This is a genomic window from Sulfurimonas crateris (assembly GCF_005217605.1).
In the GTDB taxonomy this organism is placed as follows: Bacteria; Campylobacterota; Campylobacteria; order Campylobacterales; family Sulfurimonadaceae; genus Sulfurimonas; species Sulfurimonas crateris.
Genome location: NZ_SZPX01000002.1, coordinates 88,438 through 108,609 on the forward strand (window position 1 = coordinate 88,438; position 20,172 = coordinate 108,609).

Genomic DNA, 20,172 nt, shown 5'->3' on the forward strand with positions numbered 1-20,172 from the left:
GAGAATGAATGCCGCATCTACATATAAAAGAGTTTAAGGAGATAGAGTTTCCATCAGTTAGTGATGGAGTCTCTTTTAATTTTATAGCAGACAATGCTAACCACAAAGAGGAGAAACTTATCTCCGTAACCGTAGAAGATGATGAGTTCTTTCTGCTCTTAAAAGAGGAGGAGGGGAGAAATCTTTTAAAGGTAGACAAGCTCACAAAACCCGCTTCTATATATAATGTTCACAAGGCGCTTTTAACATACGCCAAAGAGGCAGGTTTGGAAGTACTCTCTTCCAATGTGCCTCAAAATCAAAAAAATGTACATCTTCAAGAGGTAACTGCGCTCAAAGATATAAACTACTTTGCCCACAATTTTCCAAAAGACAAAGAGATAAGAATAGAAGTCGGTTTCGGCTCGGGACGACACCTTCTTCACCAAGCTATAAGCAACCCCGAAGTACTTTTTATAGGCATCGAGATACATCATCCCTCAATTGAGCAGGTTCTAAAGCAGATAGCTATCAAAAAACTGGACAATATCCTTCTTCTTAGTTACGACGCAAGACTTTTTATGGAGCTTGTCCCATCAAATATTGTGGGCAAGATATATGTCCATTTCCCTGTTCCGTGGGATAAAAAACCTCACAGAAGAGTGATCTCCACAACTTTTATAGAGGAGGCAAGACGTATACTTAAAGTCGGTGGAACGCTTGAGCTTCGCACAGACAGCGAGAACTATTATGCCTACTCATACGAGACCTTTATCGCATTTAACAGAACTACTCTTCATATAAATAAGAACAGAGATATCGCAGTAACTAGCAAGTACGAGGACAGATGGAGAAAGATGGAGAAGAACATCTATGATCTGACCATGATAAATGATGAAGAGTCGCCGGAGTTGGAGCTGGATGGAGATTTTGATCTGCTTGATGTAAACCTCTCAAGCGAAGAGATTTTAGAGCTTCATAAAAAAGTGCAAAAGTTTGAAGGCGGATTTATACATTTTGAGAGAACATACAGCTTAAAAGATGGGGCTATGGTGCGCATCTCAATGGGAAGTTTTGACAAGCCTGAACATCTCTATATCGTTAGTAGAGGCAAAGAAGCCAGCTACTATCCTGCGCTTCCTCTAAGATCAAAAAGCAATCTGATCGCTCATCAATTCCTAAACAAGGTGCTTCATGGATAAAGTTATAGTAGCCAAAGATCTGTCACTGGCATACTCTAGCAGTGATACAATTATCAACAAGGTCAATTTTTCAATTGACTCTGGAAATTTTGTATTTATAACAGGGGCGAGCGGAAGCGGCAAATCTACTCTTCTAAAGTCGCTTTACGGAGCGCTAAAGCCCAAAAACGGCTCTCTTATAGTAGGAGGAGTCGAGATCAGAGGCGTATCTCGCTCAAGACTCAATTTTTTAAGACGCCACATAGGGATAGTGTTTCAAGACTATAAACTCGTAAAAGAGTGGACAATTGACAAGAACATTATGCTTCCTCTTCTTATCAACGGCTACGTAAAGAGCGTTGCAAACAATCAGGTGGATAAGCTTCTAAAACATGTAAGACTGAACCATCAATCGGGCAAATTTCCGCTGGAGTTAAGCGGTGGAGAGCAGCAGAGAGTTGCAATGGCAAGAGCGCTTGCGCACAACCCCGTTTTGATCTTGGCAGATGAGCCGACAGGCAACCTTGATGAGTACTCTTCGCAGCTTATCTGGAACCTCTTAGAGGGCGCGAACACTCAGTTAAACACTACCGTTATTGTCGTGACGCACAATATTCCAAAAACACTTAATGTCGACTACAAACATTTTCATATAGAGTATGGGAGTATTCATGAAGTCTGTTAAAAATCACTTCTCACTTGTAATAGCGCTGCTTAGCATACTTTTTTCGATGCAGGCATATCTTATAGCCGAACGCTCCATAGAGGCTTATAAAGTAAATCTTGCAGAGAACTACTCCGTTATAGCAGTAAGTAAAAAGGAGCTTCAAAACAGTGAGATACTGGCAATAAACAGCATAATAGCAGATGCCAAAGAGCTCTCGCCTGATTCTGTCATAGATAGACTAAGCAGCGATATGAAGAGTGCAAATGTGGAGCTTTTAAAACTGACTCTGCCTAAATTTTATAAACTGAGCTTAACCCGTTATCCGACTCCTGCCGAGGTAAAAGAGCTAAGAAGCGACCTGCTTAAAAACAGTTCGATAAAAAAGGTAGAAGATTTTTCGCACACGCACGATACGACATACAAACTTCTTACACTCTTTAAGAACGTTGTCGCTCTTTTTGCCATCGTAGTCCTTGTGGTTACGGTATTATTGATTATTAAAGAGCTTAGAATATGGCAGTATAAACATAATGAGAGAATGAGCATTATGGGACTCTTCGGCGCGGCTTTATGGCTTCGTTCGGCAGTTTTGTTCAGACTTGCCATCGTTGATGCGCTAATTGCAAGTTTTCTTGCTTTTGGGGTCTTTATGTATCTCTCATCCTCACCGCTGGTCTTAGAGCAGCTTAATAACATCGGAATAAGCATAGTGATATTTGATCAGGTGGATGATTTTATGCTAATTTTGGGAGTCGCTATGTCCATATCGATCCTGCTTGCCTCTCTAATAGTTTTGGGGCATAAAGAAGAGGCATGATCCGTTTACTTTTACTCTTTTCATTGGCATATCTCTACCTAGAAGCAAAGACTAGCGTCGATGCTAAAATAGCAAAGACAAGTTCTGAAATAAGCTCTTTTACAAAAACGCAGCAAGAGATAAACAAAAAGATGAACGAAACCGCTCAGGCGATAATAAAGCAGAGAAGAGAGATCACTCGGCAGCAGGAGCGTCTAAAGCAGTTAAAAGAGGAGCTTTTAGAGAAAGAGGGAAGCTACGGTGAGAATACAAAAGAGCTTGAAGAGCTAAAGAGTTCTCAGCAGGCTCTCAAAAAAGAGACACAGGAGCTTGAAGAGGAGCTTGTCTTTACCATCGCGCAAAGCGTCTCCCTCTCTATTATACTTGAAGAGGAGTATAGTGCGAGTGCTGAGTCTATGATGGAGTATGAGGTCTTGGAGCTTATGCTTAAAGCGGCAAAAGAGAAGATAAAAGAGCTTAACGAAAAATTTTACAACAACTCAAAAAACATTGAGATTCTAGACTCCAAAGTCAGCTCGCTCGAAGCTGCCATAAAAAATATTGATGACAAAAGAAAAGAGCTGCTGCAAACCCAAAGAGAGAATGAATCTTCGCTTAAAAAGCTTGAGGTCGCAAAGGCATCTTATAAAAAGAAGCTACAAGAGGTGTTCAATAAGCAGGATATGCTGAAGAAAACTCTCTCGCAGTTAAATATTATAAAGATAGATGAGATAAAAAAGGCGCAGGAAGAGGCTGCAAGAAAAGAGGCTTTTGATGCGAAAGATATTGTTGGCGATAAAGATCTTCCAAAGGTTAAAAATCACGGAAGCAGCTACCAAGCGGCAAAGACAAAAAAATATACCGGCAAAAAAACAATTCCGCCGTTTGAGCCTTACAAAATTACAAAAGAGTATGGAACATACACCGACCCGATCTACGGCATAAAAGTCTTTAACGAGTCTATATCGCTGCAGCCAAGCGAGAAAAATGCAAAAGTAAAGACGGTCTTTAACGGTAAAATTATATTTGCGGACAAGACTCCGATCCTTGATAACATTGTGATCATCGAGCATGATGACGGTCTGCATACGATATATGCAAACCTCTCTCAGATAGCTCCCGATATTCAAAAAGGCAAAAAGATCAAAAAGGGCTATACGATCGGGCGCGTAAATGATGAGCTGATATTTGAGGTTACGCAAAAATCGTTTCATATAAATCCAATTAGGCTTTTTCAGTAAGGATTTAAACAGATTTAAAAATAATTCCTGTTATTATGTTTAGTTATAAAATATTGATTTGCTTCCGTGAATTTTAATTTTAATCTTATGTGCAAAAAGAGCCGACAATGGATACGAAAAGAGACCCTGATAACCATAGAAACAACCAGATGTACTATAACCAGATAGTAAGAGAAAAGAGTCACAGACAGGTTCGACCTCAAAATCATGAACTCCAACCAAAGCCCTCCTTTACTTCGCAAAAAGTTGAGCTAAGCGATCATCTCTTTGTTATAGAGGGATATGAGGGGATATTTTATACTCTCTATTTTTTCGCTGTTCCTTATATAACAGGAGCGATATTTCTTTTCTTTTTTATAGCGGGCGGAAATTACGATAATTTTATGCTCTTGGATATGAACGCTTTTTTGATCGTTTGGCTTATAGGCTATGAGATAGCAGCAACATTAATCTTGATCGCTATATTTATCTCCTTTTTTAGGTATGACAGAGCTCCTAAGAAAAAGAACAGGCATCCCAATCGATATTAATTTAGGTATAATTGCAAAAAAATTTTAGGTATGTGAAATTATGAATTTTATTCAAACTCGCGGATGCGATGAAAACAGTCCCAAAAGTGTTACATTCTCAGAGGCGATCTTAAGCCCGATAGCTTCATTCGGCGGTCTTTATGTCCCAGAAGAACTGCCTGAGCTCGGAGAGAGTTTTTTAACTAAACACCTTAGCTCTTCATACAAAGAGCTGGCATTTGACATGCTGGAGCATTTTGATATAGATATAGAGAGAGGCGTTATCAAAGATGCGCTTGATCTCTACGACAAATTTGACGATCCAAAAAATCCCGTTCCTGTAGTAAAGGTAAAAGAGAATCTCTATATCAGCGAGCTCTACCATGGACCGACCCGCGCATTTAAAGATATGGCGCTTCAGCCATTTGGTATAGTTCTCTCATCAATCGCTCAAAAAAGAGGCGAGAACTATCTTATTCTCGCAGCTACAAGCGGTGATACAGGTCCTGCTGCACTAGAGACTTTTAAAAATAGAGCAAATGTTCAAGTGGCATGTCTCTACCCTGAGGGTGGAACAAGTGACGTTCAGAGACTTCAGATGGTGACTGAAGATGCAAAAAACTTAAAGGTAATAGGTATTAACGGTGTTTTTGATGATGCACAAAATGCGCTCAAAAGACTGCTTGCTTCAGTAGAGTTCAAAAAGGCGCTAAAAGAGAAAAACATACTTCTCTCTGCCGCTAACTCGGTAAATTTCGGGCGTATTATTTTTCAGATCATCTATCATATTCACAGCTATTTAGAGCTTGTTCGTCAAAGTGCTATAACTATGGGAGAGAAAGTTTACCTAAACGTTCCAAGCGGAAATTTTGGAAATGCTCTGGGCGCGTACTATGCGTGGAAGATGGGACTGCCTGTAGAGAAGATCATTATCTCCTCAAACGAGAACAATGTTTTGACAAAGCTTATAAAAACAGGAAAGTATGATCTAAGAGACTCTCATGTAGTAAATACTACATCTCCTGCTATGGATATACTAAAGTCATCTAATGTTGAGAGAATTTTGTATGATATGTTCGGATACAAAAGAACAAAAGAGTTGATGCAGAGCCTTGAAGAGAGTAGCTTTTACGAGTTGACGTCTGAGGAGCTTGCATATCTTCAAAAGAGTTTCGATGCGGATTTCTGCAACGGGGATGAAGGTAAAAAGTATATCAAAGAGACCTTCTACAAAAACTCTTACCTGATGGACCCGCATACCGCGACTTGTATGAAATCTTACGAGACATGCTCAAGAGATGGCATAAAAACGATAGCGTACTCAACGGCTGAGTGGACAAAATTCTCTCCTGTCATCGCAAATGCTCTTACTGGAGAGATAGACGGCGAAGACCTCAAAGCTCTTGTCTCCATATCTAAAGAGGCAAACCTGAAAATACCGGATATGATAAAAGAGCTCTTTACAAAAGAGATTGTTCAAAACACGGTCATAGAAAAAGAGGATATAGAAAAAGAGATATTAAAGTTTCTCTAAAGAACCATCCTCATAAATCTGCATCTTTTAGATTGGTGCAGGTTTAAAATTTCAATCTGATTATTTAGCAAAATAAAATAACTACAAAATTGATACCACTTATCATTAAGCTTCAATCATCTACAATACGCACAGATTTTAAAAAGGATTTTTTATGAAAAAATTAGTTGTATTGTTACTCTTTTCTATGGGTGCATTTGCCATAGAGCCTGTTGTAAACGCCGAGTGGTTGAATAAAAATTTGACAGATAAAAATTTGAGAGTTGTTCATGTCTCAGAGCCTGACGATTATCTGCTTGAGCATATTCCTAGCGCACAAAATAGTTCAATAGGAAAGTGGAGAGAGTCAAAAGAGAGTTATCTGCTTGTACGATCAAGTCAAGAGATTCAAGATGAGATACAGAGACTTGGAATTGATGAGAAGAGCAGAGTAGTGCTTTATGCTAATATATCTTCACCGATGGATCTATTAAAGAGCACATATATCTACTGGGCACTTAATTATCACGGCATAAAAGATGTAGCTATCTTAAACGGCGGGATGAACAGCTGGATGGAGAGCGGTTATGAACTAAGCGATAAGGTTGCGGGTGTCAAAAAGTCAGACTACAAAGTAAAAATAGACAGCAAGCTTGTTGCAGACAAAGCGTACGTTATGCAAAATCTCAATAAGCTGCCGATGATCGATGCAAGACCGGCTGACAAATATCTTGGAATAACTCCGACAGACACAGTTGAGAGAGATGGGCATATTAGCGGAGCAATGAGCTACTCTTGGAACTACTCAATAGACAACAGCTATATGTTAAAAGATATCAAAAAACTTGAAGCACTTTTTAGAGACGGATATAAGCTTGATAAAGAGAGCGAGGTTTTAGTCTACTGTACGGGAGGATTGGAGACGTCGTTTAACTATTTTGTCCTTAGCGGAGTTCTAGGTTATAAACATGTAAGACTTTACGATGCATCTATGAAAGAGTGGGGCAACTACGGCGATACTCCTATGACAAAATACAGATACGAGATGTTTAAGAGATAGAGTTCTCTGTTTAGAGTTTTACTCCAAAGGCTTCGGTTCACCGAAGTAGTACCCTTGGCAGAAATCAATATCAAGTGAATCTATTGTTTTATAGATAGATTCACTGCTGACAAACTCTGCTACGACTGAGAGTTTTTTGATCTTAGCGAACATAACTATAGTCTTTACGATGTCATACTTGTCTTGATTGGTGTCTATATCTTTTATGAGAGAGCCGTCGATCTTAACCGTGTCGGCATTTAGCTTTAAAAGATACTCAAAGTTGCTGTAGCCGGTTCCAAAATCATCAATTGAGAGTGAACAGCCGTACGATTTTACTTTTTTTACAAACTCTTCTACCTCTTCAAAATTTTCTATCCCTTCAGATTCGACAAGTTCAAAAGATATGTTTTGCGGATTTTTACACTTTTTGAGGCTCTCAAATATAAACTCTTTTGTTGCTTCTGACTCAATATCTTCGAGTGTTATATTTATACCGCAGCTGATCCCTCTCTCATTTACGGCACGAAACGCTTTTTCTATTACTATTTTTGTTATTTGAATATACTGGTTCGATTTTTTAGCTTTGTCTAAAAAGAAGAATGGTGAAATGATTTTTTCATCTTCGTCAATCATTCTCACAAGTGCCTCATATTTAAAGATCTCTTTTGTTTTAGTATCTATAATAGGCTGGAAAAATATAGTAAACCTATCTTTGCTTAGAGCTTTTTTGATCTTATAGGTCCACTCTATATTTGATTTGTACTCATCCTCAAATGATGTTTGCGGGGTATATATGTTATATGACAACCCTTTGTGTTTTGCATATCTGCTAGCCAAGCTTACGGTTGAGAGCAGATGATGAGGTTTTTCAAACGATAATGCCAGAGTCGTGTCGATATTAAACGTTTTATTGTCTATTATCAACTCTTGGCTGCTAAGAGTATTGTTTAGTTTTAGCATTTTCTCCATAAAGTTCTCTTTTGGCAAGCTAATATTTAAAATAATAAATTCATCTCCCTGCAGATGGAAGATCTTGTACTCCTCATCAAGACACTCCTGTATCTTTTTTGCAAATTTCTTGATAACTTTGTCGCCGATGTTTTCACCGTAAAAATCGTTTATCTCATGAAATCTGTTTATATCGATCAGAGCTATATTTATCTTCTCTTTTTTGCATGATATAAGCGTTTTATTGAGGCTAAGCCTGTTGTTTGTTCCCGTTAAAATATCAGTGTGGGCTAGCTCTTGAATCTTTTTTTGCTTTTTTACTATCTGAGTTACGTCGTATCTTATTGAGAGATACTCTTTAATGTTTGAGTCGGAGTCTAGTATAGGAGCGATAACCGTGTCGACAATATAGTAGTCTGAATTTTTCTTTCTGTTTTTTATTCTTCCTCTCCAGACCTTTTTACTGCTTATAGTATCCCACAGATTTTTAAAAACTTCACTCGGGGTCTCTTCGTGGCGAACTATATTGTGGGGTTTTCCAAGAACTTCCTCTTTTGAATATCCGGAGAGTTTACAGAAGTTGTCGTTTGCGTATGTAATAATTCCGCTTTTATCGGAACGAGTAAGTATGGAACTGGCATCTATGGCGTCTTGATAACTCTTTAAAACAGAGATGTTCTCTCGTAGAAGCTTTGTCTTTTTATTAAGCTCTATTTTTAGTCTCTTCTCGTACTCCGCCCTTTCACTGATGTCTCTGACTACGGCGATATTGTATATGGAGTCTTCTGTTTTGACTATTTTTACGTTTGCTTCTACGGGTATCTCTCGTTTATCTTTTGTCACAATAACTGCATAGTCGAACATAGAGCCCTTCTCTTTAAGCTCTTTTATATGCTCTTTAAACTCTTTTGACTCTTCAGTCGGTCTTCTAAAGTTTTCAATCCCCACCTCGTTCATCTCATCAAGCGTATAGCCGCTTGTTTCAACAGCCGCTTTATTGGCATACATGATCTTTGTGCTCTCACCCTTGACGTCAAATATGAAAAGCATATCGTTTGAGTTCTCTAGTAGATCCGAAAAAAGAGTCTTGCAGTTTTTCTGAAACTTTTGCATAAATTATGCTGCCTTTTTTGTTATTTTGATAGTTCGATAGCTTTTTTGTATGCCTGCTCGATAGCGTTCATACAAGAAGCTCTTACGTTTCCGTCCTCAAGAGCGCCGTAACCCGCTGCAGTCGTTCCGCCGGGGCTCATTACGCCATCTTTCAAGAGTGCCGGATGGATCTCTTGTATAAGCTCGCCAAAACCTGCAAAAAGACCGCGCATAGTAGCCATTGCATCGGCTCTTTTCATTCCCTGTTTTACGGCTCCATCAGCCAGTGCTTCTGCAATAAGCGTGAGGTATGCAGGACCGCTTCCCGCAAGTCCCGTAGCAATGTCAAGCTCCTTTTCGCTTCCAAGCCAAAGAGTACTGCCGATGGCTCCAAGAAGCTCTTTTGCCTCATCTTTGTATGAGTCGTCTCCTGTAAGTGTTGTCATAGATCTGCCCACGCTTGCGGCAAGGTTTGGCATACTTCTGACAACGGCGTAAGGGTTGAGGTTGTGTTTGATTTTTTGTACCGTTGTTCCTGCAAGAACCGAGTAGATCACTTTTGCTCTGCCTTTTACTCTAGCTGCGATCTCCTCTACATTTGCAGGTTTAACGCATAGCATTACCGTCTTACCCTCTATATCCGAGTCCTCTAGTAGAATCTTCTCTATTTCAACGCCTACTTCATCTTCAAATTTGTTTAACTTCTCTAGGTCTCTTCCTATAACTTCCAGTTTGTATCTCTCTTTTAGTCCCTTTGCAATGCTTAGAGCCATATTTCCGTTACCGATGAAAGTAATAGTCTTCATAAAAGTGCCTTTATTTTTTTATGGTAGTATAGCATTAACATATAAAATTTAAAAATAAGGATTAGATAATGGAACAATTTTTAGCAGAGGCAAAACAAGCGAGCAGGGTGCTAAGTACTCTAAGCGGCTCAGATAAGAACAGAATTTTAAGAGAGATGGCTTCGGCACTAAGAGCAAATACTATGGATCTTATCGAAGCAAACGCAAAAGATATGTCTGATGGCAAAAAGAACGATCTCTCATCCGCTTTGATGGACAGACTCTATCTGGATGAGAAGCGCATTGACGCGATGGCAGTGGCAATAGAGGAGATAGCGGCACTAAAAGAGCCTGTAGGGCGCGTTCTTGATGGTTGGGTGACAGAAGACGGATTAAAGATAGAGAAGGTCTCTATTCCTATCGGTGTTATAGGTATCATCTACGAATCTCGCCCAAACGTAACAAGCGATACTGCGGCTCTGTGCTTTAAAAGCTCAAACGTCTGTGTATTAAAAGGGGGCAAAGAGGCAGAGCACTCAAACAATGCGATCGCAAAGATACTTCAGAGCGTTTTAGAGAAGAACAAGCTTCCAAAATCTCTTGTCTCCCTTATTCCAGACTCTTCAAGAGAGGGAGTTGCAAAACTTATTAAGATGGACAAATATGTTGATCTGATCATCCCTCGCGGCGGTGCAGGGCTTATAAAGTACGTAAGCGAAAATGCGACGGTCAGCGTTGTAAAGCACGATAAAGGTCAGTGTCACACATATATTGACAAAGATGCGATCATTAATGATGCAATAAAAATTGCAATAAACGCAAAAGTCCAAAGACCTGGAGTCTGTAATGCTATGGAGACTCTTCTAGTCGATAGCGCTATAGCAAAAGAGACTCTGCCGCTCTTAAAAGTAGAGTTTGACAAAGCTCATACCGAGTTAAAAGGGTGTAAGCGTACTCAGGCGATTATAGATGTTGCAAATGCGACTGATGAGGATTACGACACCGAGTATCTTGCAAATATACTAAACATCAAAGTGGTAGATGGAGTCGAGGGTGCAATTGAGCATATTGTAAGATTTAGCTCAGGTCACTCTGAGGCGATCATCACTCAAAACGTAACAGCCGCAGAGACCTTTTTAAATGCAATAGATGCGGCAGCCGTCTATCTCAATGCTTCAACAAGATTTACGGATGGCGGAGCATTTGGTTTCGGTGCTGAGGTAGGTATCAGTACAAATAAACTTCATGCTAGAGGTCCGATGGGAATAGAGGGACTGACAACATACAAGTTTAAAATATATGGAAGCGGACAAACAAGATAAATATATCTCCATTGTTGATACAAGTCAACGCTCTTTATTTATATATTAAATATAATTTAACTATATGAATTTTAAAGGAGTTTTGATGTCACTTATTCCAGATGAGGCTTCAAAAATAGAAGTTACCGGTGCAACGGTAGATTTTTATAAACTAGAAAAAGACGCAGAGAGCACTTACTACTTTGATACGTCTAAATGTGGTCCGCCGGATCCTATGGTAAATGCCGTATGCGGATTGAAGCTTATAAAAGGAACTAGTGACAAGTTGGTTATGATAAACCATAAAACACCTGGAGGACTCTTCGCAAAACTGGGAGATGATATCTCTTATGAAACCCAGCAGACACCTGAGGGCTTGGTAAAAGTACTCTTTTCAAGCAACAGCTCATCCGACTCGGCAACAGATCTTGAAAATATAAGTCACTAACAGCTATATGTTCTCAGTATCACAAGACTTTGCCCCTCCATTTAAACTTATCTCCCCATTTTTTATATTGGGGAGTCTGTTTTATCTGCTATCGGTAATATTTCTCTTTTTTTTCTCTGCAGATAATCTATTAATGTTGGACACAAAAGTCTTAAGCTTTGTTCATCTCTTTTTACTCGGCTTTGTAATGATGACAATTTTTGGTGCAATGGCGCAGTTGGTGCCAGTTGTGCTTGAAGTAGGACATTTCGGGGTTGAACTCTTTTATGCAATATGGCCGCTGCTTGCCATCGGGACAATAATGATGGCATTTGGATTTACAAGTTATCCGACATTTCTGCCTTTTGGCGGAACAATTGTTTTAGTAGCTATGATGATATTTGTTATGGAGATATTTCTGACTATAAAAAAGGTCAAGAAGTTTAATCTGGTCATCAGCAGTATACTCATAGCAAATATATTTCTACTTTTTGGAATTATATTTGGTCTTGTTATGGCTCTTGGATATGCGGGAATGGTGGATGTTGATATAAATGCACTCCTGAAGGGGCATGTGTTTTTAGTGGTTATAGGCTATATAGTAGTTATCATAATGGGGCTCTCAGTAGTTCTGCTTCCTATGTTTGGACTCTCACACGGCTTTAGTAAAAAACCTCTTGAAATAGCCATATTTCTTGTAAGTATCTCTGTCATCATGGTTGTACTCTCCTCTTTAAGCGCTTCTGCTTTGCTTGCTTATGGAGGCTATATATTGGCATCTGCAGGATTGCTGATATATTTTTACTTTATATATACGATACACAAGACCAGAGCAAGAAAGGAGATAGATATTTATGCAAAATCGCTTCTGTTTGCATATTTCTCTCTGATCGCTTCACTATCTCTGGCTTTAATTTATTTTGCAGTAGGTTATGAACCGCTCTTGCTGGCATCTGCGTGGATGATGTTCTTTGGTTTTTTTGCCTTTGTCATCACAGGTCATATATATAAGATCATCCCGTTTCTTGTCTGGTTTGAGAGATTCTCTCCGCTTGTGGGAAAACAGAAAGTTCCGATGCTTGCAGATATGCTTCCTGCTAGGAGCTCTTCGGCTCAGCTTCTTTTTTGCGCTTTGGGTGTTGTTGTAGTAGCAACGGCAATTTTGCTTCAAGATGGACTCGTTTTAAAGGCGGGAGCCTCATTTTTATTGATGGGTGCTTTAGCACTGCTTAGAAGCGTGTTTTATATGATAAATTATAAATAAAATAAAATTTAAGGATAAAAAATGTACACAAAAGAGGAACTGTTTTTAGCTATTTCAACGGTAATAGATCCGGAGGTCGGTTTTAACCTTGTAGAGATGGGGCTTATTTATGACGCTTCGTGCGACGAAGATGGAAATGCATATGTAAAGATGACACTCTCAACAAAAGCCTGTCCTATGCATCAGCTTATTCAGCAGTGGGTAAAAGAGGCCGTGCAGAAGATGGCAGGGATTAAGAGCGTAGAGATAGATCTGGTCTGGGAGCCTGAGTGGAATATCACTATGGCTGACGAGCATGTAAAAAAGGCTCTTAGCCGCTAAAATATTAAGCGGTCATATACTCTTTGATAGCCTCGCAAACTCTCTCAAGCGATCTTTTGTATTTCTTTAGATCGCTGACATAGCTTAGGTCTGAAGGGTTAGCTATGCTCTTTTTTAGCTCAAGCGCTGCATCGTGCAGATTGTCTGCACCGATATTTGCTGCTACACCTGATATATCTAGGAGCAGTTTATCGGCATCTATGCCGTTTGTTCCGTTTATATGCTCTTGAAGCGTCTCTTCAGAGACTGAGTATTTTGATAGAAAATCATTCAATATCTCAAGATAGAACTCTCTGTCTCCTCCGCATATCTCCAAGCCTTTGTTGATGTCAAACTCAACACTCTCTTGAGGTGCCGCAGGAGCTGTTGTTTGCGACTCCTCCCCCGTAGTATAGATATACAAAATGTCATAGAGAGCATCCATTTTCAGAGGTTTTTCAAGATGCGCCTCCATCCCTACATTTAACATATTCCTAACGTCATCCGCCGCCGTATCACCGCTTAACGCTACAATCGGAATATGTTCGTAGTTTGGATTTTTCCTGATAAGTCTGGTCGCCTGAAAACCATCAACTACAGGCATATGGGCATCCATAAATATCACTGCAAAATTTGTGTCGCTCTCTAGAATATTTAGCGCCTCTTGACCGTCGTTTGCAATAGTTATTTCTATGCCTGAAGTAGATAAAAGCCCAGCGATAACTTTTTGGTTTATAATATTGTCTTCGGCTATAAGCACTCTTGTACCTTTAAAATCCGCAAAGTCATCTTTAGTTATTTTGCTATGTGGAATAAGTTCGCGCTTTTTTCTGTTTGTCGGTGTAGCAGGAACGCTTTTAGCCTGAGTACTCGGTGTCTCTTGGGCTTCTTGTGGCTCTTCTTTTAGCTCTGGTTCTTCTTGTCTCTCTATGACCTCCACCAAAGCTTCAGGCTCTTTTTTCTCGCTTTTTGGAGCTTCTAGCTTCTCCTCTTTTGCTAAGGGAGCCTTTTTTCCTTTTGAACTTTTTAACAGTACAACGATCGTAATGAGAGTTACTGCGACAATTAATCCTATTAATTCTATATAATATTGACTTATTATTGTTTGCATGCCAGAGCTCTTTTTTTCTTTATCATACTGTAATAAAAATTAAACTTTACAAAGTTGATGTATAATTGTACGAAAATTATATTAGGCTTTAAATGCAAATTATTCCACACGTTGCGGTTTTATACTCTCAGGTTCTCGATACATTCAGTGATATTGAAGATGGGATTATCATAGACTGTACGATGGGATACGGCGGACACTCCTCAATAATACTTGAAGCCAATCCGAACATCAAGCTTATTGCAATAGACCAAGATCAGACGGCGATAGATTTTTCTACCCAAAGATTAGAGCCATATAAAGATAGAGTCGAGATAAAAAAAGGGCGTTTTTCATCTGTTATCAAAGAGATTTTAAAAGAGTATGACATTAAAGATATCAGAGGTATTTTGGCGGATATCGGGGTCTCGTCGCTTCAGCTTGACCAAAAAGAGAGAGGCTTCTCTTTTGCAAGCGAGAACCTTGATATGAGAATGGACAGGGATGCTCTGCTAAGTGCGGCAGAGGTTGTAAATGAGTACTCTGCAGCTGATCTTGAGAGAATTTTGCTTGAGTACGGCGAGCTTAGAAACTATAAAAAGATAGCCTCTTTTATAGTGAGTAACCGTCCGTTTTCATCAGCTCAAGAGTTAAGCGAAGCCGTGACTCACCTTATGCCAAAAGGCAAAAAGATTCATCCTGCAACGCTTCTAATGCAGGCTATCCGCATAGAGGTGAACAATGAGCTTGGCGAGTTGAGCTCACTTTTAGATACCATTGAAGAGGCAAGATTTCCAAATGCAAAAATAGCGATAATCTCTTTTCATTCGCTTGAGGACAGAATAGTAAAAAACAGGTTTGTGCGCTGGAGCAAGAGCTGTATCTGTCCTCAAGAGGCTATGAGATGCACGTGCGGCAATAACCACTCATACGGAAGAGTTCTGACAAAAAAACCGCTTACTGCCGAAGATGAGGAGCTAAAAGCAAATCCTAGAAGCAGAAGCGCAAAACTGAGAGTGTTTGAGACGGATATAGAAGAATGAGTGATAAAACAGAACTTTTAAGTGAACTAGACTTAGTCCTAAATCCAAAAAAAGATGTGGACGTAAACCATCTTCTGTATGTTCTGCTCGGTATAGTATTTGTCTCGATTGTTCTCTTTCCTAAAATATATATTCAACAACAGATCTACTTTAAAAGCAGGGATATATCAAAACTAAAAAGCGAGTATGATACGCTAAAAGAGGAGAACAGGCTTATAAAAGGCTCTGTTGAATCTATTAGATTTAAAAACCAAGTACTTGATACAATATTTTAAAGAGGTTTGATGATTCGTCGTTTTTTAGAGTTTGCCATAGATAAACCGCTGCTCAACCATATTTTACTTACATTTATATTTGTTCTCTCAATATTTGCATACGTTAATATCCCAAAAGAGATATTTCCTCCTATGAATATGGACAAGGTCACCATCTCAGGCGGCTACGTTGGAACTTCCGCAGATGTCCTTGATAAGATGGTGGTAAAAACCATAGAGGATGACCTTCAAAACATCAGCGAACTTGACATTATGAAAACGACCATTAAAAACGGCTCTTTTTCGATCATAGCCGACATAAAACCGGGTTCTGACAACGCTAATGTCTTAAATGACGTAAAAGATATAGTAAGTAGTGTAAAAAAAGATCTGCCTGCAGATATGGCAGAGCCGATCGCAAAGATACAGCTGCACAACTTTCCTCTCGCACTTGTAGCCCTCGCAGGCGACAGACCAAAAGAGGAGCTTCTCTTAAGAGCGGAGGAGCTAAAGAGCAAACTTAGCAAACTTAAAGAGCTTAGCGAGATCACCATTCGCGGTGATGCCGAAGAAGAGCTTGTTATAAAGATAAACGAGCAGAAGGTTCAGGCGTTTGGACTGCAGCCGGCTATGGCTGTGGAGGCACTAAGAAATATAAGCTCAGTCTTTCCCATAGGAACTATTAAAGATAGAGGTTCGCATCTCTACATCTCTACCTATAACGGAGAGAAAAACAAGATAGATATTGAGAGCACCGTCATTAACGTAGGCGGTTCTAGAGTCAGAGTCGGCGACATTGCAGATGTCTCTTTTAAGCTTAGTGATGAGACGGAACTTTCTCACTACAACGGTGTTAGAAACATATCTATAAACGTTGCAAAAGCAAAAGAGGGAAATGCGATAGAGCTTGTAAAACAGGTAAGAGCTCTTTTAAAAGAGAGTGAAAAACTTCATCCTGAGCTTCGTTACGAGATATATGCAGATACTTCTGTGTGGATAAAAAACCGTCTAAATACCGTATTTGCAAATATAACCTTTGGACTTATGCTTGTCTTTTTGGCGATGCTTATATTTATTAACCGCGGTATAGCCCTTGTCGTAGCTATCGGGATTCCTTTGAGCTTTATGATAGGCTTGATCGCCACCGAGATAATGGGAGATTCTCTAAATATGCTCTCGCTTCTAGGAGCGCTCATAGCTCTTGGTATGCTTGTTGATGAGGCGATAGTCGTTGCCGAGAACATCTACAGGCACTTGGAGAATGGGATGGAGAGAAGAGAAGCGGCTATTGTAGGAGCGCAGGAGATGTTTCCTGCAGTTCTGACCGCTACTCTGACGACCGTTTTTGCATTTTTGCCTATGCTTCTTCTAAGCGGCGAGATGGGGATGTTTATAAAGATCATCCCTATCATGATAACCGTTCTTCTCCTCTCATCGCTTTTTGAGGCGTTTTACTTCCTGCCGCTTCATGCGCATGACTTTTTAAAAGTATCGCACAGCGATAGCTCTACAAGAAAGATATGGAAAAAACTAACCTCTTGGCACAGCGCCGTTTTACACTTTGTTTTCAAGAAGAGATGGGTCTCGCTTATAGTTATGGTCGTTACTATCTTATCTTTAACTGCCGTTATGATAAAAAACTCCAAATTTCAACTCTTTCCTGATTTTGACACGACGCAGGTATATGTCTACGGAAAGGTAAATGTCAATAATGAGCTTGAAGACACAGAGGCAATTGTTACCGAGCTTGAGAGGGAACTTTTAAAGCATATAAAAGGGGATGATATCTCCTCAATCACTTCCGTTATCGGATTTAAGCTGGATGCTAAAAATATGGTCGAGACGGGAGAGCATCTCTTTCATATATTTATTGACCTGAGCGAGCGTGCAGCAGACAATGCTTTTGATGAGTACATTAGCCCATATCTTTCAATAGAGTATGATGCAGAGATACTCAAAAGAGAGAGAGACGCAAGAGAGATCGCAAAAGATGTCGAGAGAGTTGTAGAGCCGTTTAGAACTCTTCAAGAGAGCGGAAATATCATCTTTGAAGAGCTTGTCGTAAAGGTTCCGGGAGCGGGTGTTGTTGCTTCTGACATTGAGATAAGCCTAAGTGCGGCTGATGAGAAAAAAACTATGCAGGGTATCAAAGAGCTTGAAGATGCTCTAAGAGCCGTTGAGGGTGTAAGCAATATATCAAACGATGCAACGCTCGGCGAAAAAGAGCTAAAACTGCGCGTAAATGAGTATGGACAGCAGCTTGGCTTTAACGAGGAGCTGATATCAAAAGAGCTTAGAGCGTACTATCTCAAAGGCGAATACGGCAAGATGTTTAACGATAGCGGTCTTGTCCGCATCAAAATAGAGAGCGGTGTAAATGAGCAGATAAACTCTATAGAGCGCGTAGAGGTGCAGGTTCCTTCTAGCGACACTTTTGTTTTGCTAAAAGATGTTTGCGACTTTATCATAACCCAAGGCTTCGTAGCTCTTCAAAAAGAGAACGGTGAGAGGATAAGAACCGTAGTCGCTTCCATAGATAAGAAGATCATCACCTCTGCTGAGGTTATGAAAAAACTTGACCCCGCATTTGCAAAGTTAGAGAGTGACGGCTATAAACTTGAGATAAAGGGTGAAGAGAAAGAGAACGCCAAAAACAAAAGAGAGCTGATGCAGTCCGCACTAATAGCTATCTTTTTGATCTTTATAACGCTTGTCTGGCTCTTTGACTCTATAAAAAAATCTCTTATCGTCATAAGTACTATACCGCTTGTTCTGCTTGGCGTATTCTTTGGACATATGGTAATGGGCATAAACCTTACAATGCCGGGAATGATAGGAGTTGTGGGACTTGCGGGCGTTGTGGTTAATGACGGTCTTATAGTGGTTAACTTTATAAAAAGCGCAAGAAATGTAGAGGAGCTGATGAAGCAGGCACAAACAAGGTTAAGACCTATTTTGCTGACTTCGCTTACTACCGTGCTCGGATTGTCTACGCTGATATTCTTCGCTTCAGGGCAGGCTATGATACTTCAGCCTATGGCAATTTCACTCGGATTTGGAATAGCTTGGGCAACCGTATTAAACCTAGTCTACGTGCCGCTTCTCTACGCAGTAGTATTTAGGGTTAAAGATGTCCAAATATCAGAAAATTCTAAGGTGGTCTAAAGTATAATTCCGACCTACTAAGCGATAGCTTCGATAGAAACAGTGGGTTCTTAGCTCAGTTGGTTAGAGCCCTCCGCTCATAACGGAGTGGTCGAGTGTTCGAGTCACTCAGAACCCACCACTGTCAAATTCCCTTAACAACGAACTTTCAAAGACTTTTTAAAGAAAAATAAAACAATCAAAAAACACCTTGCCCCACTTTTTGCCCCACTTTTGATAATTGTCTATGTATTTTAATTATTGTATTAAAGTTCCTTTAAAGGGAATTTTAATACAATAACAACATGAATATTATCAGTAAAAGAACTTTAGTAATGTTTTATGAGAAACATTCTAATGCTAAGACTGCATTAGAGGTTTGGTATTCGGACGCAAAAAAGTCCACATGGAGCACACCTGATGATATTAAAAAAATATATGCAAGCGCATCTTTTTTAAAAGATAACCGTGTAGTTTTTAACATCAAGGGCAATGATTATAGGCTGGTAGTCCATATTGACTACCCTCGTAAAATCATTAGGGTTAAGTTCATAGGAACTCATAGCCAGTATGATAAAATAAATGCAGAGGAGATATAAAATGTTATTAAAACCAATTAGAGACGAACAAGAGTATGACATGGCTCTACAAGAAGTCGATAGACTTATGGAACTAAATCCGCCGATTGGAAGTAAAGAGAGTGATGAACTAGAAGTTTTAGTATTGTTGATTGAAAAATACGAAGAAGAAAATTGGGCTATATCTGAACCAGACCCAATAGAGGCTATAAAAATTAGAATGCAGCAAATGAACTTAAAGCAAAAAGATTTAGTGCCGTATATCGGAAATAGAAGCAAGGTCTCTGAACTTTTAAATAGAAAAATTTCACTTTCACTTTCAATGATTACAAAACTTTCAAGCGGATTGCATCTGCCGCTTGAAACATTAATTCAACCGCCAAAGAGAGCTTAGTTTTTATTTTTTAGATTAAGCATTTTTCTTTCAATTTCTAACACTCCCAGATTTTGAAATTTTTTCGCTTGTAAATTTTAGCATTTAGAAATATAAACTTCGATTTTAATGTCCTGAGATGTAGTGATATTATGTCCAGCCGTTATGAACATTTTATTAGCATCTTAGATTTGTAGTATATTGTCTGTAACAAATGATTTATCTATGGATGAAACAAACCTTTCTCAAGATTTAATATCTATTTAAGACGATGAAGCATAAAACCATCCTATAAAGAATAGCTTAAACCAATAGTTATTTTTTATAGACATAGATAATGTGTTTCATTATTTGAGTATTTAAAAAGTATAAATGCTCAGATGATCAAATACAAAGATATAACCACTATTTTAAAGGTTATGTTTTTTGGTCAGTGTTCCTTAAAAACTAAAGATAACTAAGTAAGCTTTTGTTGATAAACCTAAATAGTTTAAACCAGTTACATATCTCACAAAGTGTAGGTTTTGGAGCTTTCCCTAAGTTTCAAACTAAATTGTTGAACTATGATATGATTTTAATGACTGTCGGTTACTGACACAAAACTCTGAACGGTATCCAAATTGGGTGTCGGCTTTGCAAATTTAA

Annotated in this window: 19 protein-coding genes and 1 tRNA gene; 17 read left to right on the top strand and 3 right to left on the bottom strand. The window is 39.2% G+C overall.

The window, feature by feature from the left end:
* Positions 1 to 8 precede the first annotated feature (8 nt).
* The 7 genes from trmB (at position 9) to FCU45_RS03145 (ending at position 6,946) form a co-directional block, all read left to right on the top strand.
* Positions 9 to 1,181, top strand: a complete 1,173-nt coding sequence (trmB, locus tag FCU45_RS03115; RefSeq protein WP_137012185.1) for a tRNA (guanosine(46)-N7)-methyltransferase TrmB — start codon at positions 9 to 11, stop codon at positions 1,179 to 1,181.
* Positions 1,174 to 1,845: a cell division ATP-binding protein FtsE gene (locus FCU45_RS03120; RefSeq protein WP_137012187.1), complete on the top strand. Its 672-nt coding sequence runs from the start codon at positions 1,174 to 1,176 to the stop codon at positions 1,843 to 1,845. Before trmB ends, FCU45_RS03120 begins: the two co-directional genes overlap by 8 nt.
* Positions 1,832 to 2,644, top strand: coding sequence for a cell division protein FtsX (locus FCU45_RS03125; RefSeq protein ID WP_137012189.1), 813 nt, complete (start codon positions 1,832 to 1,834; stop codon positions 2,642 to 2,644). The genes FCU45_RS03120 and FCU45_RS03125 overlap by 14 nt, the downstream gene beginning before the upstream one ends.
* Positions 2,641 to 3,864 carry a murein hydrolase activator EnvC family protein gene (locus FCU45_RS03130; RefSeq protein WP_137012191.1) on the top strand — a complete coding sequence of 408 codons (1,224 nt, stop codon included), beginning with the start codon at positions 2,641 to 2,643 and terminating at the stop codon, positions 3,862 to 3,864. The genes FCU45_RS03125 and FCU45_RS03130 overlap by 4 nt, the downstream gene beginning before the upstream one ends.
* Before the next feature lie 107 nt (positions 3,865 to 3,971).
* Complete coding sequence (locus tag FCU45_RS03135) at positions 3,972 to 4,394, top strand: hypothetical protein (RefSeq protein ID WP_137012193.1); 423 nt, start codon at positions 3,972 to 3,974, stop codon at positions 4,392 to 4,394.
* 40 nt (positions 4,395 to 4,434) lie between these two features.
* Positions 4,435 to 5,907, top strand: coding sequence for a threonine synthase (gene thrC / locus FCU45_RS03140; protein WP_137012195.1), 1,473 nt, complete (start codon positions 4,435 to 4,437; stop codon positions 5,905 to 5,907).
* Positions 5,908 to 6,061: 154 nt separating this feature from the next.
* Positions 6,062 to 6,946 (top strand): sulfurtransferase, encoded by an 885-nt coding sequence (locus FCU45_RS03145; RefSeq protein ID WP_137012197.1) that lies wholly within the window; start codon positions 6,062 to 6,064, stop codon positions 6,944 to 6,946.
* An 18-nt stretch (positions 6,947 to 6,964) separates the two neighbouring features.
* Here the strand turns inward: FCU45_RS03145 and FCU45_RS03150 are convergent, their stop codons facing one another.
* Together FCU45_RS03150 and FCU45_RS03155 are read right to left on the bottom strand one after the other, a co-directional pair.
* Positions 6,965 to 8,989, bottom strand: coding sequence for a bifunctional diguanylate cyclase/phosphodiesterase (locus tag FCU45_RS03150; protein ID WP_137012199.1), 2,025 nt, complete (start codon positions 8,987 to 8,989; stop codon positions 6,965 to 6,967).
* Positions 8,990 to 9,009: 20 nt separating this feature from the next.
* Positions 9,010 to 9,774, bottom strand: a complete 765-nt coding sequence (locus tag FCU45_RS03155; protein ID WP_137012201.1) for a pyrroline-5-carboxylate reductase — start codon at positions 9,772 to 9,774, stop codon at positions 9,010 to 9,012.
* A gap of 68 nt (positions 9,775 to 9,842) precedes the next feature.
* On the opposite strand from FCU45_RS03155, the gene FCU45_RS03160 reads away from it, so the two are divergent.
* The 4 genes from FCU45_RS03160 (at position 9,843) to FCU45_RS03175 (ending at position 13,066) form a co-directional block, all read left to right on the top strand.
* Entirely contained in the window at positions 9,843 to 11,075 is a 1,233-nt protein-coding gene (locus FCU45_RS03160; protein WP_137012203.1) for a glutamate-5-semialdehyde dehydrogenase, read from the top strand.
* An 85-nt stretch (positions 11,076 to 11,160) separates the two neighbouring features.
* On the top strand, positions 11,161 to 11,502 hold the full coding sequence (locus FCU45_RS03165) for a hypothetical protein (RefSeq protein ID WP_137012205.1): 342 nt from the start codon (positions 11,161 to 11,163) through the stop codon (positions 11,500 to 11,502).
* 187 nt (positions 11,503 to 11,689) lie between these two features.
* Positions 11,690 to 12,745, top strand: a complete 1,056-nt coding sequence (locus FCU45_RS03170; RefSeq protein WP_246032224.1) for a hypothetical protein — start codon at positions 11,690 to 11,692, stop codon at positions 12,743 to 12,745.
* Between the two features lie 21 nt (positions 12,746 to 12,766).
* Positions 12,767 to 13,066, top strand: a complete 300-nt coding sequence (locus tag FCU45_RS03175; RefSeq protein ID WP_137012209.1) for a metal-sulfur cluster assembly factor — start codon at positions 12,767 to 12,769, stop codon at positions 13,064 to 13,066.
* 4 nt (positions 13,067 to 13,070) lie between these two features.
* On the opposite strand, the gene FCU45_RS03180 is transcribed toward FCU45_RS03175, so the two are convergent.
* A complete protein-coding gene (locus FCU45_RS03180; protein ID WP_137012211.1) occupies positions 13,071 to 14,156 on the bottom strand; it encodes a response regulator in 1,086 nt (361 codons plus the stop codon).
* A 92-nt stretch (positions 14,157 to 14,248) separates the two neighbouring features.
* Between FCU45_RS03180 and rsmH the strand changes: the two genes are divergently transcribed.
* The 6 genes from rsmH to FCU45_RS03210 all read left to right on the top strand — a co-directional run bounded on the left by rsmH (position 14,249) and on the right by FCU45_RS03210 (position 19,548).
* Complete coding sequence (gene rsmH, locus FCU45_RS03185; RefSeq protein ID WP_137012213.1) at positions 14,249 to 15,178, top strand: 16S rRNA (cytosine(1402)-N(4))-methyltransferase RsmH; 930 nt, start codon at positions 14,249 to 14,251, stop codon at positions 15,176 to 15,178.
* A complete protein-coding gene (locus FCU45_RS03190) occupies positions 15,175 to 15,453 on the top strand; it encodes a hypothetical protein (RefSeq protein WP_137012215.1) in 279 nt (92 codons plus the stop codon). Before rsmH ends, FCU45_RS03190 begins: the two co-directional genes overlap by 4 nt.
* Before the next feature lie 9 nt (positions 15,454 to 15,462).
* Positions 15,463 to 18,597 carry an efflux RND transporter permease subunit gene (locus tag FCU45_RS03195; RefSeq protein WP_137012217.1) on the top strand — a complete coding sequence of 1,045 codons (3,135 nt, stop codon included), beginning with the start codon at positions 15,463 to 15,465 and terminating at the stop codon, positions 18,595 to 18,597.
* 44 nt (positions 18,598 to 18,641) lie between these two features.
* A tRNA-Ile gene (locus FCU45_RS03200) sits at positions 18,642 to 18,718 on the top strand.
* A gap of 193 nt (positions 18,719 to 18,911) precedes the next feature.
* Positions 18,912 to 19,175, top strand: a complete 264-nt coding sequence (locus tag FCU45_RS03205; protein ID WP_246032225.1) for a type II toxin-antitoxin system HigB family toxin — start codon at positions 18,912 to 18,914, stop codon at positions 19,173 to 19,175.
* 1 nt (position 19,176) lies between these two features.
* The gene (locus FCU45_RS03210; protein ID WP_137012221.1) at positions 19,177 to 19,548 is read left to right on the top strand and encodes a helix-turn-helix domain-containing protein; all 372 of its coding nucleotides are present in this window, start codon (positions 19,177 to 19,179) and stop codon (positions 19,546 to 19,548) included.
* The last annotated feature ends 624 nt before the right edge of the window (positions 19,549 to 20,172 follow it).

What these genes read in the sequence shown, in the direction of transcription:
- trmB (WP_137012185.1), top strand. Translation starts at nt 9, where the DNA reads ATGCCGCATCTACATATAAAAGAGTTTAAGGAGATAGAGTTTCCATCA.
- FCU45_RS03120 (WP_137012187.1), top strand. Translation starts at nt 1,174, where the DNA reads ATGGATAAAGTTATAGTAGCCAAAGATCTGTCACTGGCATACTCTAGC.
- FCU45_RS03125 (WP_137012189.1), top strand. Translation starts at nt 1,832, where the DNA reads ATGAAGTCTGTTAAAAATCACTTCTCACTTGTAATAGCGCTGCTTAGC.
- FCU45_RS03130 (WP_137012191.1), top strand. Translation starts at nt 2,641, where the DNA reads ATGATCCGTTTACTTTTACTCTTTTCATTGGCATATCTCTACCTAGAA.
- FCU45_RS03135 (WP_137012193.1), top strand. Translation starts at nt 3,972, where the DNA reads ATGGATACGAAAAGAGACCCTGATAACCATAGAAACAACCAGATGTAC.
- thrC (WP_137012195.1), top strand. Translation starts at nt 4,435, where the DNA reads ATGAATTTTATTCAAACTCGCGGATGCGATGAAAACAGTCCCAAAAGT.
- FCU45_RS03145 (WP_137012197.1), top strand. Translation starts at nt 6,062, where the DNA reads ATGAAAAAATTAGTTGTATTGTTACTCTTTTCTATGGGTGCATTTGCC.
- FCU45_RS03150 (WP_137012199.1), bottom strand. Translation starts at nt 8,989, where the DNA reads ATGCAAAAGTTTCAGAAAAACTGCAAGACTCTTTTTTCGGATCTACTA.
- FCU45_RS03155 (WP_137012201.1), bottom strand. Translation starts at nt 9,774, where the DNA reads ATGAAGACTATTACTTTCATCGGTAACGGAAATATGGCTCTAAGCATT.
- FCU45_RS03160 (WP_137012203.1), top strand. Translation starts at nt 9,843, where the DNA reads ATGGAACAATTTTTAGCAGAGGCAAAACAAGCGAGCAGGGTGCTAAGT.
- FCU45_RS03165 (WP_137012205.1), top strand. Translation starts at nt 11,161, where the DNA reads ATGTCACTTATTCCAGATGAGGCTTCAAAAATAGAAGTTACCGGTGCA.
- FCU45_RS03170 (WP_246032224.1), top strand. Translation starts at nt 11,690, where the DNA reads ATGATGACAATTTTTGGTGCAATGGCGCAGTTGGTGCCAGTTGTGCTT.
- FCU45_RS03175 (WP_137012209.1), top strand. Translation starts at nt 12,767, where the DNA reads ATGTACACAAAAGAGGAACTGTTTTTAGCTATTTCAACGGTAATAGAT.
- FCU45_RS03180 (WP_137012211.1), bottom strand. Translation starts at nt 14,156, where the DNA reads ATGCAAACAATAATAAGTCAATATTATATAGAATTAATAGGATTAATT.
- rsmH (WP_137012213.1), top strand. Translation starts at nt 14,249, where the DNA reads ATGCAAATTATTCCACACGTTGCGGTTTTATACTCTCAGGTTCTCGAT.
- FCU45_RS03190 (WP_137012215.1), top strand. Translation starts at nt 15,175, where the DNA reads ATGAGTGATAAAACAGAACTTTTAAGTGAACTAGACTTAGTCCTAAAT.
- FCU45_RS03195 (WP_137012217.1), top strand. Translation starts at nt 15,463, where the DNA reads ATGATTCGTCGTTTTTTAGAGTTTGCCATAGATAAACCGCTGCTCAAC.
- FCU45_RS03205 (WP_246032225.1), top strand. Translation starts at nt 18,912, where the DNA reads ATGTTTTATGAGAAACATTCTAATGCTAAGACTGCATTAGAGGTTTGG.
- FCU45_RS03210 (WP_137012221.1), top strand. Translation starts at nt 19,177, where the DNA reads ATGTTATTAAAACCAATTAGAGACGAACAAGAGTATGACATGGCTCTA.